Annotated in this window: 17 protein-coding genes; 5 read left to right on the top strand and 12 right to left on the bottom strand. The window is 44.8% G+C overall.

Translation table 11 applies throughout. The features are described from left to right. Positions 1-64: 64 nt before the first annotated feature. The 7 genes from NSS67_RS28930 to NSS67_RS28900 form a co-directional block, all read right to left on the bottom strand. Complete coding sequence (locus tag NSS67_RS28930) at positions 65-1,282, bottom strand: SLC45 family MFS transporter (RefSeq protein ID WP_339317210.1); 1,218 nt, start codon at positions 1,280-1,282, stop codon at positions 65-67. A 17-nt stretch (positions 1,283-1,299) separates the two neighbouring features. Further along, complete coding sequence (locus NSS67_RS28925; RefSeq protein ID WP_339317208.1) at positions 1,300-2,028, bottom strand: glycerophosphodiester phosphodiesterase; 729 nt, start codon at positions 2,026-2,028, stop codon at positions 1,300-1,302. A gap of 154 nt (positions 2,029-2,182) precedes the next feature. Next, complete coding sequence (locus tag NSS67_RS28920) at positions 2,183-3,049, bottom strand: STM4011 family radical SAM protein (RefSeq protein WP_339317206.1); 867 nt, start codon at positions 3,047-3,049, stop codon at positions 2,183-2,185. Then, positions 3,046-4,395: an STM4012 family radical SAM protein gene (locus NSS67_RS28915; protein ID WP_339317204.1), complete on the bottom strand. Its 1,350-nt coding sequence runs from the start codon at positions 4,393-4,395 to the stop codon at positions 3,046-3,048. The genes NSS67_RS28920 and NSS67_RS28915 overlap by 4 nt, the downstream gene beginning before the upstream one ends. Positions 4,396-4,437: 42 nt before the next feature. After that, on the bottom strand, positions 4,438-5,220 hold the full coding sequence (locus NSS67_RS28910; protein ID WP_339317202.1) for an STM4013/SEN3800 family hydrolase: 783 nt from the start codon (positions 5,218-5,220) through the stop codon (positions 4,438-4,440). Beyond that, the gene (locus NSS67_RS28905; protein WP_339317200.1) at positions 5,220-6,479 is read right to left on the bottom strand and encodes an STM4014 family protein; all 1,260 of its coding nucleotides are present in this window, start codon (positions 6,477-6,479) and stop codon (positions 5,220-5,222) included. The genes NSS67_RS28910 and NSS67_RS28905 overlap by 1 nt, the downstream gene beginning before the upstream one ends. A gap of 7 nt (positions 6,480-6,486) precedes the next feature. Further along, positions 6,487-7,332 carry an STM4015 family protein gene (locus NSS67_RS28900; RefSeq protein ID WP_339317199.1) on the bottom strand — a complete coding sequence of 282 codons (846 nt, stop codon included), beginning with the start codon at positions 7,330-7,332 and terminating at the stop codon, positions 6,487-6,489. A gap of 269 nt (positions 7,333-7,601) precedes the next feature. Here NSS67_RS28900 and NSS67_RS28895 point away from each other — a divergent pair, with 269 nt between their 5' ends. From NSS67_RS28895 to NSS67_RS28885, 3 genes are all read left to right on the top strand, one after another. After that, the gene (locus tag NSS67_RS28895; RefSeq protein ID WP_339320733.1) at positions 7,602-9,077 is read left to right on the top strand and encodes an amidase family protein; all 1,476 of its coding nucleotides are present in this window, start codon (positions 7,602-7,604) and stop codon (positions 9,075-9,077) included. A gap of 72 nt (positions 9,078-9,149) precedes the next feature. Further along, positions 9,150-9,647, top strand: coding sequence for an NUDIX domain-containing protein (locus NSS67_RS28890; RefSeq protein ID WP_339320732.1), 498 nt, complete (start codon positions 9,150-9,152; stop codon positions 9,645-9,647). A 62-nt stretch (positions 9,648-9,709) separates the two neighbouring features. Then, on the top strand, positions 9,710-10,255 hold the full coding sequence (locus tag NSS67_RS28885) for a GNAT family N-acetyltransferase (protein ID WP_339317198.1): 546 nt from the start codon (positions 9,710-9,712) through the stop codon (positions 10,253-10,255). A gap of 513 nt (positions 10,256-10,768) precedes the next feature. Here NSS67_RS28885 and NSS67_RS28880 read toward each other — a convergent pair. The 5 genes from NSS67_RS28880 to NSS67_RS28860 all read right to left on the bottom strand — a co-directional run bounded on the left by NSS67_RS28880 (position 10,769) and on the right by NSS67_RS28860 (position 16,691). Then, positions 10,769-12,457: an alpha-glucosidase gene (locus NSS67_RS28880; protein ID WP_339317197.1), complete on the bottom strand. Its 1,689-nt coding sequence runs from the start codon at positions 12,455-12,457 to the stop codon at positions 10,769-10,771. A 39-nt stretch (positions 12,458-12,496) separates the two neighbouring features. Beyond that, the gene (locus tag NSS67_RS28875) at positions 12,497-13,315 is read right to left on the bottom strand and encodes a carbohydrate ABC transporter permease (RefSeq protein ID WP_339320731.1); all 819 of its coding nucleotides are present in this window, start codon (positions 13,313-13,315) and stop codon (positions 12,497-12,499) included. Continuing rightward, the gene (locus tag NSS67_RS28870; RefSeq protein WP_339320730.1) at positions 13,315-14,181 is read right to left on the bottom strand and encodes a sugar ABC transporter permease; all 867 of its coding nucleotides are present in this window, start codon (positions 14,179-14,181) and stop codon (positions 13,315-13,317) included. The genes NSS67_RS28875 and NSS67_RS28870 overlap by 1 nt, the downstream gene beginning before the upstream one ends. Before the next feature lie 82 nt (positions 14,182-14,263). Further along, entirely contained in the window at positions 14,264-15,532 is a 1,269-nt protein-coding gene (locus NSS67_RS28865; RefSeq protein WP_339317196.1) for an extracellular solute-binding protein, read from the bottom strand. Positions 15,533-15,686: 154 nt separating this feature from the next. Next, positions 15,687-16,691: a substrate-binding domain-containing protein gene (locus NSS67_RS28860; RefSeq protein WP_339317195.1), complete on the bottom strand. Its 1,005-nt coding sequence runs from the start codon at positions 16,689-16,691 to the stop codon at positions 15,687-15,689. Between the two features lie 398 nt (positions 16,692-17,089). On the opposite strand from NSS67_RS28860, the gene NSS67_RS28855 reads away from it, so the two are divergent. Together NSS67_RS28855 and NSS67_RS28850 are read left to right on the top strand one after the other, a co-directional pair. Further along, positions 17,090-18,043, top strand: coding sequence for an AraC family transcriptional regulator (locus tag NSS67_RS28855; RefSeq protein ID WP_339317194.1), 954 nt, complete (start codon positions 17,090-17,092; stop codon positions 18,041-18,043). Between the two features lie 6 nt (positions 18,044-18,049). After that, positions 18,050-19,126, top strand: a complete 1,077-nt coding sequence (locus tag NSS67_RS28850; RefSeq protein ID WP_339317193.1) for a Gfo/Idh/MocA family oxidoreductase — start codon at positions 18,050-18,052, stop codon at positions 19,124-19,126. The last annotated feature ends 47 nt before the right edge of the window (positions 19,127-19,173 follow it).

Below are 19,173 nucleotides of genomic sequence, written 5' to 3'. Positions count from 1 at the left end.
AGTGTATGTAAAATAAAAGCGGCAGCCATGGACCTCAACAATATGTCCTAAGCTGCCGCTGTTTTTATGCGCCTGGCGAATGAAGCCTGTTAGTCACTTCCTTACGACCTTTCATTAGGAACAAGCAGAGAAGAGCAACGGCCATACTAATCGCTGCCACGTAGAACAGGATCGAGTAATCAAAGATATCAATCATGAGTCCCAGTAGTGGCGGCGAACTGATGGCGGCAAGGGAAGAGACCAGATAATACATCCCTGTTCGTGTGCCAATACTCTCCTCTGTCCCTGTTGCCACAATGTAAGGATAGGAATTGATATTAATACAAGCCCAGAAGATTCCACCGAGCAAGAGCAACCCTCGAAGGAGCAATAGGTCCTTTGCAAAACCGACGAGAGCAAAGATGGTCATTAGTCCGCATACGCCGATGATGATCATTTTTTTCTTCCCGAATCTTCCGCCCAACCAGCCACTTGGAATGGCGAACAGCACAAAGGCTAAAGAGAAGAAGGTGAGCGAGAAAGAGGCGGCTTGTTCGCTCAGGCCGAGATGATGTTTGCCATATAAGGTAAACAGTGTCTCAACACCTTGATAAGCTACGAACCAGAAGAAAATCGCCGCGAGCAGAAATACTGTCGTACGGTCAAGCTGACTTCGAAAGGAAATACGAGAAGGTTTGATGGCAGCATCTACTTCAGAAGGAAGTTTCATTTGCACATTTACGCCATCCCGATTTTCTTTGATGAAGCGTGATACGATAAGCAGGCATAGCAGGGTAATCAGTCCAGCAACGATAAACGGAAGCGCTGGGTTTGATTTGTACAGGATAGAACCTACGCCGAAAGCTAGAATGGAACCGAACCCGCCCATGAAATTAATCAGTCCGTTAGCCTTCGTACGCTGCTGTTCAGGCGTAATGTCCGGCATAAGGGCAACGGTTGGTGAACGGTATAAGCTCATAGACAGATTCATCAGCATCATAAACAACAGAAGTGTAAATAGTCCGGTATGGAACGGAATCAGCATGGTTAGCACGGCAGCGAAAGGCATACCGATCATAAGATAAGGCATTCTGCGTCCAAAACGCGAGGTAGTGCGGTCACTACGGTTGCCGATCCAAGGTTGTAGGAATAAGGCAAAGTAATTATCAATCGTCATCAAGAAGCTGATAAGAGCCACACTATGTACATATTTCTCAAGGAAAAAGGGTACGAATGCGTTATACAGACTCCATGTAATGCTGATGCTGAAAAAGCCGAATCCGAGCAACCAGACTTTTTTCACACGTTCACACTCCCTTATTATTTAGCTAGAAGTCCAGCCAGTACATCCGGATGATCGGTAATAATACCTGACACTTCAGCCTCGATTAAAGCCTTCATCCGCTCAGGATCATTAACGGTCCAAGGATGGTAGGCGATGCCATGTTTAGCCGCTTCTTCGACGAATTCAGGCAATACCGCTTGATGATGCGCATGCAGCGCATTCGCTTCAAGCGTAGCTGCATAATCCCAAGGACGATACAGACCTTCTCCGTACAGAATTCCTGTCTTGATCTCCGGTGCGAGCGTTTTACTGTAAGCTAGGGAATAATGGTTGAAGCTCGAAAAAATCACTCGATCGCTCATCTTGTAATCCCGTACAGCCGCGATAACTTTTTCCTCCATACCCGGGTAAAAAAAAGTACCATTCTTAAACTCGATATTTAGTATCGTATCTCGTCCTTGCAGCAGGTCTAATAAATCCTCCAGCATAGGAATGCGCTCGCCTTTAAATTCGGGACTGAACCAAGAGCCCGCGTCCACTTCTAAAATTTCCTCAAGCGTATGATCCTTCACATAACCACTTCCGGTTGTTGTACGGTTTAGTGTTTCATCATGAATAAGGACAAGATGGCCATCCTTGGTCATTTGAACATCGGTTTCAATTCCGGTTGCACCTAACTCAAGACCTTTGCGAAATGCTGCCATAGTATTTTCTGGACATACTGCCGATGCGCCACGATGCGCAAAATTAATAATGTTCTTCATCAGCTATGAATCCCTCCAACTTAGTATTTTACTGTTGCCCTGTGAGAGCTACTTTTCATATTCCACACGAAGCTAAGAAACCCTGTCTTGAAATGCTGTCAGGGCTCTAATTCTTGAAATTTTACATACAGTTGACCTTACAGCAATTCTCTACTCAATGGTTCATAGCGCCATAAGGGATTCGTTCCAGTAGTCCTGATCCATAGATGTCGTGTAGCCTCAGCTCTGGCATATGGACATAACCGATATAACAGTCGCATACCTTCATCCGGCAGCTTCTTATAGCGGATAGACCTTCCAAGCCATCGCGGTAGAGATTGCCAATAACACCTCTGTCCTTATAGCAGCGTTTCACAAGCCCGGCGCCCTGTACATAAAAAACATCTTTTCCAGCATTGCAGGCTTGACCAAGGCTATCGTAATCCATAGCATTCACAGCAAAATGTGGATCAATCTCGCTTAGAAAGGAAAGATCCTCAGCGGTATAATAATCCGGCTTATCTTTATACGCGTTGACCCATAGATACACGCTTTCCGGTAGTGCTGCGCGAAGTGAGGCTATAGCTGGAAAGGCGCTACGTATCCCAACGCTCCCTACACTGAAAGGCACATCATTCTCGTACAAAGTCATACATTGCGTTAGAAATTTATCCTCGCTCACCTGCCCAGGGTGGTAAGTAGCCCAGAAGGCAGCCTTATTTCGATTCAGCTTGGAGATGAAATCAAGATTTGCCGAAAGGTTAGTCTGAATTGCCACCTTATCCACATGTTCCATATGGGAGAGAGTGATTATAGCTTCTTTATACCAACGATGAATCAGACCTTCGCCGTAAGGATTAAAAAAGATAGACAGTCGATGTCCTGCCGCACCTTGAAGAGAGGCCCACTCTACAAAGGTCTCCAGCCCTTGCCGATCCTTCGCGAGAGTGGCTGCACTGTCTCTTGTTTTGCCGAAAGGACAGTAGGGGCAGTCATAATTGCAGGAGGTGAGAGCTCCACGGTAGTAGAGGACCGCATTCATGGTAATACGAACCTTTCCATCTGCTCTCGTATCTCTCCTGAAATAAACCAATCACCTATGGAATCAGAGTAGCCCATACCTTCGGTAGTGAGGCGCAGGACGCCATCTTCTTCCTTCCCTAGGCCGGTATGAAGCAGGTTAGACAGTTCAGGATAATCACTCCAGAGTGAATTTCCGAAGCGTTGACTGTAATCCTCAAGCTTTAGACCCTCACTATGTAAAATCGCCTTTAGAATAAAGCGTCGCTTCTGTTCTTCTAGACTTAACATAATTCCGTAATCTGCTGTATCGTAACGATCCGCCCCGACGTAATCGGCTATAATGCTCTCGGTTGCTTTACGGCTTACTCCATAACGGGAAGCGTAATGCACGTTGCGAGTATAAGATCTAGCCCCGCAGCCCAGCCCGACCATTCCTTCTTCCTGACAGCTGTAGTCAAGAATGCGTTTATCCGTTCCTGCGGCTTCTTTGGCGAAACGACGCATGGAATATTGACGATAACCGCTGGCCTCAAGCAGCTGCTGAGCGGTTTTGTAGCAGTCTAAGCGAATATCCTCCTGTCGCCGGATATCGCCTGGCTTCACAATGGTATGCTCACGAGTATAGAGCGGATAAATAAAGATTTCTTCAGGATCATAGCTAAGCGCTTGATTTAGCGAATAAGTCCAAGAGTCGATCGTCTGCCCGGGAAGCCCATAGATTAGGTCCAGATTCAGAATGGGAAAATCATATTTCCCCAGTAGCTCTAATGCGCGGTAGACCTCATCCGGATTCTGTGGTCGGTAGATAGCTGCCGATTCAGCAGCGACAAAGCTTTGGATACCCATACTGACTCGATCCACTGTATTCTCTTTTAGAATATTTAGTTTTTCTTCGGTGATGGTCTCTGGCGAAGTTTCCACTGAGATGGAGGCCGAGCTCCTATCCAGTCCCATCGTATTAACCGCGATGCTGAATAAGCGGCGAAGCTGGTCTGCGGCCAGCAGTGTAGGCGTTCCACCACCAATCGCGAAGCGAGCATAAGGTTTATGTCTAGTGAACTCGGCCCACTGCTTGGCTTGACGCTCCAGTGCGTCCACGTATGTAGCGTGAACATTCGCGCGTTTGTCAGGCAGGGTGAACAGGTTGCAGAATCCACAGCGAGCGCCGCAAAACGGGATATGCATATATAGAAAAAAAGATTCTGCAGGTTCATCCCGCCATAAGGATTCTAACGGAATCGGTGGCTGTAGATCCCTGTAAGCTGTTTTGTGTGGATAGGAATATAGATAAGATCTGTAAGGGTGAGCAGTAATGCTGTCTTTCCATTTGTGAAGCTCATCTAAAGAGAAGGACGATAACGTCATAACAGTTCTCCATCCTTTCCTTGAAATTTACGAAACTATAAGTTATAGAATAAATTCCCGATAAGGGACGTTCCACACGGTCTCGTGGGCAAGGCGATGTCCCTGATAGCCATCTTCGCCATAGGCGGTTCCATGATCGGAAAACGCCAGACAGAAGACAGGATTGCCACGTTCCCGGAACGCATCGAATAATCGGCCCAGTTCACCATCCACATATCGGAGTGCGGCGCGCTGGCTGTCTACGGAGTCTTTTTTAGCACCAGGCACAAAATAATGATTCGGTCCGTGGATGGCAGAGACATTAAGGAACATGAACAGTCTTTGCTCGCGCGGAGTATCCATTAGCAGCTTCAAGGCATGATTGACCTGATGCTCTGTGGAACGCGGATTAGTGACGCCGAACGTCATCCGCCAGTAGCTTTGCTGGAAATAGCTTGGCAATACGCGCGCGAGTGGATTTTTTTTGGTGAAAAATATAACGCCCCCAATACAAACCGTACGGTAGCCCTCGGCAGCAAACCCTGACACGATATCCGGTGTATCGAACAGCCAGGTATGGGGATGCGTCTTCATTCCGGTATTTCGGGAATGGAACATGCGGATATGCTCCGTCTTATCCGTTGTGGCCGGCGTAGGCAAGAAGCCGCCAAAGAAGGCGTGATGAGCCGCATAGGTAAAGCTGCCGGGGGTATGTCTTTTCTCCCATGATCCGGTTCCGCACAAGTTGGGGCAGTTTGCTTCCTCCATAACAGCAGCATCATACCGAAGAGTATCGAGTGTGATCATAAGAATGTCATGGGTGCCGACAATGGTGTTCATATCCATTAAGATAACCCTTCCTTTATAAGCGGTGTGGAGGGATGCGTGATATAGTCTCTTGCCGACAATACCTTCATTTCCCATTCGTAGGTGCTGCAGCCGCGGTATTTCACATCGTACAGCAAATCGCCAAATGGATTTACATCAGCGACAAAACATTGCTGCGAACCCCCAGATACCAGTACATCTATTCCCGCTACTCCGGAACGTGGAAAAGCAGCCAGTGCTTGCACGGCGGTATTCCGCACTTGTTCTTGAATGGGTTCAGCCAGACCGGCTTCTGAAAGAGACATCCGCTGGTTGCGTAAATGCAGATTCGTAATCGGAGTAGGACTAACCCGAGCAATCGCGTGGCAGGCCTCGCGAAGAACGACTAGCTGGCGAATATCGAAAGCTTTTCCTTTAAGCCCCGCTTTAGGAATCCATTGCTCAGCATATGCACCATGCTGGTAGATCCAGTTAATAATTCCCGAGATCGTGGCGGTATCCGTGTAGCGTCGCAGTTTACCGGAATTATAGTAAATGGGTGGTCTAGTGATATAATTCTCGACCCCCACTGTTGTTAAGGCAATTTCGGCACCCGTCACGGGATGGATTTGATACGCGACCACCCCAGAAGCCGCAGAGCCGAAGGCCAGCTTAATGAATACCCGGTGCATACGCCGGGATAACATCATCTCTCGGAGAGAGGCATAATCCGTAGGCTGCTGATCTTCACCAACTGGGCGAGGGATTGGAATACCTGCCTCACTCAGAATCTGTTGTGTTTGGCGTTTATCGGTCATGGCCGCAATGTCAGTAGGGTCATTTAACCATAGCGAACCTGGACATGCGGTTTTGGCCTCGCGCTGTAATCTAGCCAGCATCCGGCAGTACCCGCGGAACCATTGGGATGGATGATGCAGGACACCTTGCATATCCTTCAATTGACGGGCTACCTTCACGCGGAGTGGTCGCGGATCAGGTCTATCGGCGTAGGGATGAAGCGAATCGTCAATATCATCCGAATCCGGTGCGCCTAGAGCGATTAAGGCCCGTTCTACCTCGAAGCTGCTTCCAGGTGATTCCAGTCTAAGTAGCGGGGGTGCTGCACTGAGATCTACCCCGTTATTCTGCTCTTCCATAAGATCACCTAACGATCTACCTTGCAGAAACTCAGGGTACGATAAAATGATAGCGGGGGGCATTCCGAGATCGGAACGCGCCTCTTGGATGCCGCTAGTCCGTTTATCACCGGGAATACCGATAACGATCATCGGCCTCATGTGGGGCTCATTCTGTGATGGAAGGATAACGCCAGTCTTCCTCATCATCGCTTTCCTGCTTGTCGCTGACATCGACAGGCAACCCACTCTTCTGCCAGCGGCTAATCATCTCGTCAGACATATAATGATGACTTAGGTTCAATGCCTTAAGTCCTTTGATTCTATCGCTTGCTAGAAGCAATTCTGCACCCTCGTCGGTGAGGGTACCGAGCGACAGATCGAGCGTATCCAGTTGATCTAGAATCGGAGCATTTGCTAATGCAGCTGCGATCTCATCTTGGATTTGGCTGTTTTTTAAGCCTAGATAAGTAAGCTTAGGGAACTTTCCGACTTCTATGAGAGGGAGAAGATCTGCGAGGCCTCCGTCAAATCCGTAATCCTCTACGCCTAGATATAGCTCCAGCTTGCGCAAATTCGGCAATTGGCTAGCTGCAATATGTTCAAGTACGGCTTTACTTAAGCCTCCACTAATAATAATCAGTTCTTCCAGCTTATCGTGCTTTAATTCGGATAGGCTCAGCTCATTCCCACCTTGAATGGTGAGTGATTGTAGCTCTGGAAAAGCGGGGAGCAGTGGTGATAGATCGCTTTGGGTAATCCAAGAAATCTCACATTCTTCATAGCTCATTTCACCTACAAAAAGCTTGCGCAAAGCAGGGAAGCTAGCGCTATGCGTAACCAGTGCCTCTACAACCTCTTCCGAACTATTTTCGTAGGCTTGCCCCCAATCACCGATAATCAGGCTGGTCAGCGACGCACTTTCTGAGCTGCTGCCAAGCTTCTCAATTTCCGAGCCAATTCTTTGGCCTTCCTCGAATTCGTCGTATCCGATGCTTAGCTTTACTTCCGTCATGGGCATTCCCTCCCGGAAAAATTTAACTTCGAAAATACCCTATCATCTGTAGCCGAGGGAGTCAAATAACAGATCAAAATAATTATAGTCAAATTCGTCATGTCATTGAGCTAAGAATTTGTGGTAGGTTTATGCTAGGGAGAATTACATTATTTTGAAATGTAAGAAAGTATACGGTTCACACTATACTTTATCCTTATATTTCTCGCTAAACGCTTCCCGTCCTTATAAGGACGCCGAAGGCGATTATACTTGAAGGAGCTGCTATGATGAAGATCAAACTTCAGGAATGGATTATAGAAGCAGATATTGCAAAGCTGCAAATGGCTATGGAAGCAGGACTAGTCCGCTCAGAAGAACTGGTAGCAGCATATTTGGAGCGGATTCATAAGTACGATATAGACATGAATTCTATTTTAGAAATAAATCCAGATGCTATAGGCATCGCGATAGGACTGGATAATGAACGTAAGGAAAAAGGAAGTCGGGGGATTTTACACGGCATTCCAATTGTGCTGAAGGATAATATAGATACTGGGGATGCCATGCATACAAGCGCCGGTTCAGTTGCTTTAGCAGGATCATTTGCGGCAAAAGATTCCTTCGTAGCTGCGAAGCTTCGGTCGGCAGGGGCTGTTTTACTTGGGAAGGCGAATATGTCGGAGTGGTCTAATTTCATGTCCAGTTCAATGCCAGCTGGATATAGCTCCCGAGGAGGGCTTGTGCTGAATCCTTATGGACCTGGGAGTGTATTTGTCAGTGGCTCTAGTTCTGGACCAGCGGCAGCTATAGCAGCGAATTTGGCAGCGGCATCGATCGGAACAGAAACGGCAGGGTCAATTGTGGGGCCAGCCAGTCAGCATGCTCTCGTCGGGATCAAACCAACCGTTGGATTAGTCAGTCGAACTGGAGTGATTCCTATTTCAGTTAGCCAAGACACCCCTGGACCTATAGCTAGAACAGTTACGGATGCAGCGATTATTTTGGGGGCACTAACCGGAGTGGATGAGAAGGATGAGGCAACATTTTCTAGTGAGAAGCATGCTTGTACGGACTATACTCCATTTTTAGATAAAAGCTTTATACGGCAAGCAAGAATAGGCATCCCACGGCATTATTATAAGCATTTAGATGCAGAGCGACTTTCAATTATGGAAGCAGCAATCCAGACTTTGAAGAACGAAGGGGCTACGATTATAGATCCAGTCACGCTTTACGTTGAACAACAAAACTGGAACAATGATGTGATCTGCTATGAATTTAAAAAGGGGCTCAATCAGTACTTATCTCAATTAGATAATTCCGTTCCCGTGCACTCTTTACAAGAATTGATAGCTTATAATGAAAAGCATGCGGCGATCGCATTGCAATATGGTCAAGACACACTAACAAGATCAGAGGAAGTAACTCTAACTGAAGAGGACTATCAGCAAAAGAAACAAGAATACAGGGAATTAGCGCTTGAGCAAGGAATAGATTACGTGTTGGAACAATATAGTTTGGATGCATTATTGCTCCCTGGTGATGTGGATGGCATGTACATTGCGGCACGATTGGGGTATCCGTTAATTACCGTTCCGGCAGGATTTGTAGCTCAAGGCATTATTGATCCCGACGGCGATCCTACTAGGGGGCCCTTTGGTATAGTTTTTTCCGGTAAAGCTTATAGCGAGCCTACGCTCCTATCCATAGCCTATGGGTTTGAACAAGCTACACAGCATCGTATTCCACCTCAACTGGAATAGTTATTGACTACTTTATTATAGAAGGAAGAGATTAGCTTGAAATATTGCCTCGAATGTGGAACAGCGTTAGTAATGAAAGAAAGCGATGGGGAAGGGAAAGTACCTTATTGTAATGCATGCGAAATGTTTAGATTCCCTATTTTTAGCACGGCAATTAGTACAGCAGTATTAAATCGGGATATGAATAAGATTTTATTAATCCAGCAGTATAACCGACCAGATTACATATTACTCGCAGGCTACGTGAATAAAGGTGAAGATGCGGAAACCACACTTATTCGCGAGGTGAAAGAAGAGGTAGGACTAGATATTGTAGCCTATGAATATATGCGCAGCTTGTATTTCGCACCTTCTAATACGCTGATGCTGAATTTTATAGGTGTTGCAGATTCGGAGGACTTAAGTCAGGTTAGTGCTGAGGTGGATCATGCAGAATGGTTTACTTTGGAAGAGGCCGCCCGACAGATTAAGAGGAATAGTCTAGCTGAAACCTTCTTATTGGCGATTATTGAAAAATTGAATGCGGGACAGGTACAGGTGAATCCAGTAACTGTAGGAGGAACGGTGTAGGACTCGAGTATTTATATGTCGAGAATACTGTCAGTGATAGTGAACGAAGCGGAGGTAAAGCAATGTTCAATCAAGAGAAAAGAACAATTACTACCGAAAGATTGATGTTAAGACCCTTTGAATTATCTGATGCCAAGCGTGTCTCTGAACTCTGCAATAATTATAATGTCTACAAAAGTACGTTGACTCTTCCTTATCCATACCCCATTGATTGTGCAATATCATGGATTGAAACGCATGAGGAGAATTTTATCAATAATATGCATTATGAGTTTGCAATTACTGATAAAAGTACAAACGAGCTTTATGGAGCTATAGGACTGACAAATAATCAAACACACAGAAATGGTGAAGTTGGATATTGGATAGGTGAGGGGGATTGGGGCAAAGGATATGCAACCGAAGCAACAAAAGCTGTAATTGCGTTTGCTTTTTCAGAAAAGCATTACCATAAAGTATATGCAAGACACTTTGCTTCAAATCTCGGCTCTGGGCGAGTGATGCAAAAATGTGGGATGGTGAAGGAAGGTATTTTACTACAGCATATCTATAAAGAAAATAAATATGATGACCTTATTCATTATGGAATTATAAATACTGAAGGTTAATCAAGTAAATAGAGAAGAGGCTGTCCCAAAAGTAGATTTTCTACGACCTGGGACAGACTTCTTCTTTCTAAAAAACACAAAAAGTGAACAGAGTAGCGATTCTCCGTTATTGTAGGATCGTTGCTCTGCGTTTTTGGTCCAATTCGTGCAGCGCAACTAATTAATCTTTCCTCTCATTTCAAGGCTATTGGACGACCCTCTTTTATTCGTTACCCTCTAACTCCAACCCCTCCATTGGTACTTGCGGACCCCAGTGCCGCTATTCCATAAGAATTGACTCATATTTGGTGATTTACAAGCCAATAGCTGCAGTGGAGTCCGTTAAAATCGCAAAAGTGTAAAAAAGTCGAATATAAGGTCAACTAGGTCCGATAGCGAGTGGTTTTGTGCGAACAGCTACCTATGATGGGGAGGAAGCCTAAATAAAAAGGAGGCAGCCCAGCAGTCATCTCTGACATTTGGGCTGCCTCCTTTTCTATCCTGATCTTAGCTAACCAAATCCAGTGGATTATGCTAGCTAAGCTTATAGACACGAGCTTCGTAAGGACGAAGCTGAATCGTGTTTATTTCTTCTTCTGAATTTACCTCGTAGTTGGCAATGAGTAGTTCCTTCGCTTGGAATTTCACAGTAGAAGGAAGCTCGAATACCGTAGAATCCCCGAAGAAATTCAGTACAACTAGCAGCTGCTCATCTCCGAGAGTACGTTGATAAGCATATACTTGCTCGTTATCCTCGGCCAAGATCGTATATTTTCCGTATACGATAATCTCATGCTGCTTGCGCAGCTCAATTAGCTTTTTATAATAGTGGAAAATAGAATCGGGATCAGCCAGTGCCTTCTCCACATTAATATCCTTGTAGTTAGGGTTCACAGCCAGCCACGGAGTGCCAGTGGTGAAGCCTGCCTGCGGCTCCGAGTTCCATTGCATCGGCGTACGGCCATTATCCCGGCCTTTAATGTAAATGGAATTCATGATTATTTCTTCCGAGTGTCCAGCAGCCAAGTATTCTTTATACATATTTAGGATTTCAATATCTTTGTAGTCGTCGATGGAAGCGAACTGAACATTTGTCATGCCGATTTCTTCACCTTGATAGATGTAAGGTGTACCTTGGAGTGTGTGAAGCAGTGTTGCCAGCATTTTGGCAGACTCTTTAGGGTACCGTTTATCATCCCCAAAGCGGGATAGCATACGCGGCTGATCGTGGTTGTTCATATACAAGCTGTTCCAACCCTTACCGTCCAGTGCGACTTGCCACTTGGAAATAATGGACTTAATGTCCGCCAGCTTCCAAGGCTGTACATTCCATTTGCCTCCAGGTCCGGAATCGACGTCCATGAGCTCAAAATGGAATACCATGTTTAGCTCGTTGCGATCCTCGGAAACATACAGTGAAGCTTCTTCTGGAGTAACATTAACGGCTTCGCCTACTGTCATGATATCGTACTTGGATAGTACCTCGCGGTTCATTTCCTGCATATACTCATGTACGCGCGGACCGTTAACGAAATAATCTCCTCCGAAATGGTACGTAGGCTGTTCTCCGTTGCTTTCCCCAGAAACGCTAGGTAATTCCGGTACTTTGGAGATCAGGTTGATTACGTCCATGCGGAATCCGTCAATTCCTTTATCCAGCCACCAGGTCATCATATCGTAGATTTCCTGGCGGAGCTTCGGATTGTCCCAATTTAGGTCCGGTTGTTTACGGGAGAAGAGATGCAAATAATATTCTTCTGACTTCTCATCGTATTCCCAAGCCGATCCGCTAAAGAAAGAGCCCCAGTCGTTAGGCGGCTGTCCATCCTTACCAGGACGCCAGATATAATAATCACGATAAGGATTATCCTGCGATTTGCGGGATTCCACGAACCAAGCATGCTCATCTGAGGAATGGTTGACCACAAGGTCCATTATCAGCTTCATGCCACGGCTGTGAAGTCCAGCTAGCAGTTCCTCCCAATCGGAGAGTGTTCCGAAGTCATCCATAATACTTTGATAATTACTGATATCATAACCGTTATCATCATTAGGCGACTGGTAAACTGGGCACAGCCAGACTACGTCGACACCAAGATGATTTAAATAATCGAGTTTCGAGATAATTCCTTGTAGATCACCGATGCCATCACCGTTGCTGTCTTTGAAGCTGCGGGGATAAATCTGATACACTACGCTTTCTTTCCACCATTTCTTATTCATGGTTGTAATCTCCTATCTCTATATAGATCTAACTATTTTTTATTTAATGGACCCTGATGTTAGTCCGCTGATAATCCATTTTTGTGCGAACAAATAGACGATAAGCATCGGGGTTAATGCGAGTAGATAAGAAGCAAAGGCTAAGTTGAAGTCTGTGCTGAACTGACCTTGGAAGACATATTGTACAAGTGGAAGCGTGTAAGAATCCTGATCACCGAGCAGAACCAACGGTAGCATAAAGTCGTTCCAAGTCGAAAGACAAGACAGGATACCGATCGTTGCACTAACAGGAGCAAGAAGTGGGAAAATAATCTTCCAGAATGTTCCGAATGTCGATGCGCCGTCTACTGTAGCCGCTTCTTCCAGTTCATACGGAATGGAGCGGATATAACCGGTGTATACAAATACGTTAAAGGCCAGACCGTAAACGACATATAGAATAATAATCCCTACAATGTTGTTCATGTGCAGATCTGTCGTCACTTTGACCACAGGCAGCATAATAATCTGGAAAGGGATAAACATAGCACTGATAAAATAAAAGTAGAGTACTTTGAAAAATTTCCGCTTCATATTACGTGCTATCGCATAGGCTACCATGGAGTTGGTAAGCAATATGAACACAACAGTTGTAATAGTAATCACGGTACTATTTCCTAATGCATTGAAGAAATTCGTTGCTTTAATCGCATTGGTGAAGTTCTCAAAATGCAGGCCAGTCGGCAGTGCAAAGATAGATTGAGCCATTTCCTCGGGATTCTTGAGTGCGATGGCTATGGTCATGTACAGCGGAAACAGGATCAGTAGTGAGCCTAGGGCGATAAGAATCGTTACAGGCCAATTCGTTGATTTTTTGATCATAAGTCCATCTCCCGTTTCTGCAGAAATTTAAGCTGAAGGGCGGAGATAACGACGATCACGATAAAGTAAATCACGGCGTTCGCCGATTGGTAAGCAAATTCTCCGCCCTGGAAGCCACCTGTGTAGATTAAGTGGGCAATAGATTGCGTTGAACGTCCAGGACCACCGCCTGTCAAGGCGACGATTTGGTCGAATACCATAAGTCCACCCTTCATCGCGAGCACCATATTAATCGTGAAGAAGGAGGCAAGCATTGGAAACGTAATACTCCAGAATTCTCTCCAGCGGCTAGCGCCGTCCAGATTGGAAGCTTCGTAAAGATCATGAGGTATGGTTTGTAGACCGGCCAAATAAAGAATCGTGTTATAAGCAATACCTTGCCAAACGGCTACAATGACGATACCGATCCAGGCCCAGTCGGAGTTACCGAGAATGTTCTGCGAAAGGAATTCGCTGCCGAGCTTCTCACCCCAGATTGGGAATACATTAGCGAACAAGTAGTTGAAAATAAAGCCGACAATCAGCACGCTGAGGATATTCGGCAGGAAATATACACCACGGAAAAAGTTTTTGGCTTTAATTTTGGCGTTTAGTCCTAGCGCAATCAATAAGCTGATGATGTTGATAAGAATCGTTGTAAGAATGGCATATTTAAAAGTGAACACATATGAATTCAACACATTTTCGTCTTGAAAAATGTTAACGAAGTTCTTAAATCCTACGTAATCAAAGCTGTCACTAAAGCCGTCCCAGTTTGTGAACGAATAATATATACCCTGCAGTGCAGGAAAGGTATGAAAGGCAAAGAAAAGAAGTAATGCCGGTATAGTCATCAGATAAAAGGCGACTCGGCGTTTGGCCATCATGTAATCCTCCTCATTGTAAAAGCGAAAGAGAAGAGGGGAAGCCCCGTTCTCTTTCGCGGTTCATGTATGTCTGGTCTAGTTATTTCCGGTCAGCTACCTTATCCCATTCTGTATCAAGCTGTTTTAGGTAAGCATTAATATCTTTCTTTTGCAAGAAGGCTTGATTGATGGTTTCCACTTTCATTGCACTTGGGATGTAGTGGTCAGCAAAGTCAGCTAATTTACCTGCTGCAAAAGCTTCTTTGAAGCCATCCATTGTTGGATCATCCTGTGTTACACCTTGAATAGCTGGGAATGCTTTTTGCTCGTTGATGTAAAGGGTGACATTCTCAGGCTGAAGCAGGAAATCTATAAATTTCTTTGCTTCTTCTTTATGCTTAGTGTTCTTGGAGATGGTCAGTAACGTGTCTACGCCAGAAATGACCTTATTATCGGCAGCATCACTTGTTGCTGGGAACGGGAATACGCCAAGTTCAATGGATGGATTAGCTTTCACGATTTCTGGGATCGCCCATACCCCTTGTAGGTACATTGCTGATTCACCTTTTGCGAATGCTGTATTTCCGTCATTGTAATTCTTACCAAAGATATCTTTCTGTCCGTATTCCGTCAGCTTAAGCAGCTTTTCAGCAACCTCGTTGTAGCTGTCTGCGAAAGTCACAGTACCTGCTGTACGCTCCTTGAAGAAATCATTACCTTTAATGAGCGTTGCAAGGGAATTGAAAGGAGTAAGTGTTGTCCACGCATCCTTAAATGTTAGATAGAAAGCATTCTTACCGCTATCTTTGAACTTTTGAGCAACAGCAATGAATTCATCCCAAGTTGTCGGCACGGTTACGCCAGCTTCAGCGAACATTGCTTTATTGTAGATGACACCACTTGCGTTGGAGGAGAATGGAAGTGCATTCAGCGTGTCAGTACCCGTCAGGTCTTTCATCATTTGAACATATGCAGGCTGAATATTTTTAGCTAGCGGATCAGCAGTGAAGTCTTCAAACAGACCGCTTGCGGATAAAGTCTTGTAGGTATCTGTAGCACCCATACCAACCACGTCAGGAATGTCTTTCTTAGCCGCACGAGTCTTTAGTACAGTTTCAGCATCCGGTGGATTAACTTGGGAGACTACGATGTTCGGATTAGCTTCATTAAATTTCGCAACCAGCTTGTCGAAAGTGGCTTTCGCTTCGGCCTTACCTTGGAAAAATTCGATTTTTACTTTTTCACCGGAGGTATTTCCACCGCTATTCGTGCTGTTGTCAGCCGCATTGCTGCCGCTATTGCTACCACAGGCACTAAGTACAGACATAGCCAGTACGCTAACCACTACGGGTTTGATTGTTTTTTTCATGATAAAATCCTCCTAATAATTTGTTGGTATTATGAACATGTAAGAGATTAAACATGTACTTAAAATGAAAACTAATTGATATTCTGCTACTTTTAGGCGGTGGATATGCATTACCAATAAAGAGTAAACGTTTACGTTAAAAGGGTAAAAAGACTCAGGTAAGTGATCTTACCGTTTGTCTTTCCACGATGGAATGATCGACAATTTTGCTATCTACAGTCTCACCTGTTTCAATCATATGAATAAGCTTTTCCACGGCGATCTTACCAATATCGTACAGCGGTTGACGCACTGTAGTTAACGGAGGAATAATCATTTTTGCCATTCCAAGATCGTCATAGCCCATAATTGAAATATCTTCGGGAACACTTAAACCATATTTGATGACAGTGGAGAGAGCTCCAATCGCCATTTCATCACTAGCAGCAAAGACGGCAGTGACATCAGGGGCTTGCTCCAAGAGAGCTTCCATTGCAATGCTCCCGCTTTCATACACAAAGTCTCCAAAAGTGAGATACCGACTGTCGAAAGGAATTCCATTCGCTTCAAGCGCTTTACGATATCCCTCAGCTCTAGGTGCACCAGCGATAGCATCGCTTGGGTTTCCGCTGATCATGGCTATTTTGCTATGACCTTTGGAAATTAAGTAAAGGGTAGCATCATAGGCAGCCTGGTAATCGTCTACTTTCACGTAAGGTACACTGGCAAATTCCGTTTGGGAAGAGACCAACACAACTGGGATCTTCATAGTTTCTAGCACATCGTAATACTCTTTTTTCAAGACTTCACTAGAGTAAATAATACCATCGACCTGCTTCTCCCTCAGGAGCTGCAAGTACTTCAACGTTCGTTTACCATCCTGATCGGTATTACATACCATTACACTGTAATTGCGGTCATTGGCCAATTCCTCAATGCCTTTAAGCAGATCGGAGGAGAACGCTCCAGATACACTTGGAAACATTACACCTATAGTCTGCGTACGCTTATTGATTAGACCACGAGCAATCGCGTTAGGCTGGTATCCAAGTTCTTTGATGGCCTCATTTACCTTTTGTTTCGTCTTGTCGGAGTACCCACTTAAATTGTTTAGCACGCGAGAGACTGTCGCAATGGAAACGTTCGCTTTTTGTGCAACATCTTTAATAGTCGGGTTCATTCATATGTGCTCCTTAGATTTCCGGTTAGCCTTAGATTAAACGTTTACGCTCTGAAAATCAAATTGCTTATTGAGAATTACGTAAACGCTTACCCTGAATATAAATCCTGGCGGGTATGCTTGTCAACTCCACCTAAAAAATATGTGAATGATAAGAACCATGAAAGGCAATTGATTTTTAATAGAATGAAACCGATTCATTTACCAGAAAATTCTTTTAAAATAGTGGTGTTAAAAGGCTGAAATGAAGTAGGAGCAGGATATTAAGAATCGTCTAGACCTAGAATTGACAAAAGAATATTAGAGGGCTAACATTTAGAGGGTAAACGCTTACGTGAAGATCGAATGGGCATGTTGAACGTTTGTTTTAATGTTCGAACGGATAAGGAGCTGCGCTTATGAATATTTATCTCGAAATTCCGAATGTGGATAAGCACTTTCCCTTTAGAAGTTTACTTTGTGGAGGAGATGCGTTGTGTTATCCACATTGGCATAAAGAAATTGAAATTATCTATGTAACTAAAGGAAGTATAAATCTGGGAATTAATGATACCCCTATTCACATGGAGCAGGGTGAGGTTCAGTTTATCAACGGTGGGGATGTACATTATTTTCTCGCCTCACCTGAGAGCGAACGGGTAGTAATTCAATTCGATCTTAATCTATTTCAGGAAGTCGCAGCTTTGAGCGGAAGTGATTATTCGCTTCGTGAGATTTTTACGCTTATGGAGCATTCTAGTTCAAAATGGCCCGAGGCAACCGCAGCGAAGATCAAAGGGCTGATTGAGAGTATTTACGAGGAAGACGTGCAGCGAAATGAAGGGTACGCCTACTTAATCAAAGCTAGATTGTTTGAACTACTGACCGTTATTTTACGGGAGGTGCCAAGGAGTACTGTTAATAAACAGCCTAAGTTCTCGGAAGAAACGCTGAACCAATCTAGAGAAACACTGGAGAGATTAGAACGGATTTTTATCTATGTGGAGCAGCATTATCAGGAGGCCATTACGCTGAATGAGGTTGCGAATTACATGGGCTTCAGTCCGTATTATTTTACGAAGCTATTTAAGAAGAATACTGGCATGACCTTTATAGCGTTCTTAAATGAATACCGGCTGAACAAAGCCAAATGGATTTTGATGAATGAAGATCTGCCGATGTCCGCGGTGGCGGAAGAAGCTGGGTTTGGCAGCGTGAAGACCTTTCATCATTTTTTCAAGGAAGCAACGGGGATATCCCCACTTAAATACCATAAGACAATATTCGGGAATAATACAGCAAGAATGCAGGAAGAAAGAAGCTCCGGGGCTTTGTATGATAGAGATATCAAAACAGGAACAAGTGGAGGTTAGAACAAAATGACATTAACAGTAGGAATTATCGGTTGTGGAGGCATTGCGAACGGCAAACATATGCCAGCGCTTTCAAAAGTGGAAGGTGCGCGGATGGTTGCTTTTTGCGATATCGTTCCTGAGCGTGCCGAGAAGGCAAAAGCAGATTTTGGGGATGAGAGCTCCGTAGTTTATGCAGATTATAAAGAGCTTCTTAAAGATGCAAGTATAGATGTGATTCATGTATGTACACCGAACATTTCCCACGCAGAGATTTCCATTGCTGCAATGGAGGCAGGCAAGCATGTAATGTGCGAAAAGCCGATGGCCAAAACTACCGAGGAAGCGCAAGCGATGATCGATGCGTCTAAGCGAACTGGGAAAAAGCTGACGATCGGTTACCAGAACCGTTTCAGACCAGATTCAGCTTATCTTCATACGGTATGTGAGAATAATGGTCTTGGAGAGATTTATTATGCTAAAGCTAAGGCGATCCGTCGTCGTGCCGTTCCAACCTGGGGTGTGTTTCTGGATGAGGAAGCACAAGGTGGAGGACCATTGATTGATATCGGTACTCATGCCCTCGATTTGACGCTTTGGATGATGGATAACTACAAACCTAAATATGTTGTGGGTAACGCCTATCATAAGCTGTCCGGTCGTAAAAACGCTGCGAACGCTTGGGGCCCGTGGGATCCTGAGAAATTTACAGTTGAGGATTCCGCAATTGGATTCATTACTATGGAGAATGGAGCTAGCATCGTTCTCGAAGCAAGCTGGGCGCTGAATACACTTGATGTTGGTGAAGCTAAGACGGTGCTTTGCGGTACTGAAGGTGGAGCGGATATGGAGAAAGGTCTGCGTATTAACGGAGAAGAATACGGCAAGACATTCGAGAAGCATATTGGTCTGGATGCTGCAGGTGTCGACTTTTACGATGGCGCGGGAGATGATCCTGCGTTGACAGAGGCTGCACAGTGGATCGACAGCATTGTCAATGACACCGAGCCTGTAGTGAAGCCAGAGCAGGCGCTCGTTGTTACCCGTATCTTGGAGGCTATTTATAAATCCTCTGAGACTGGAATGCCTGTATTTTTTGACTAATTTGACTAATCAATTAAGTTTAATGGCATAGATAACTATGAACTAGG

Source organism: Paenibacillus sp. FSL R10-2734 (genome assembly GCF_037963865.1).
Lineage (GTDB): Bacteria > Bacillota > Bacilli > Paenibacillales > Paenibacillaceae > Paenibacillus_AQ.
Note: the sequence above shows the minus strand (reverse complement) of the source record. Positions and strands in the feature narration are given on the sequence as shown.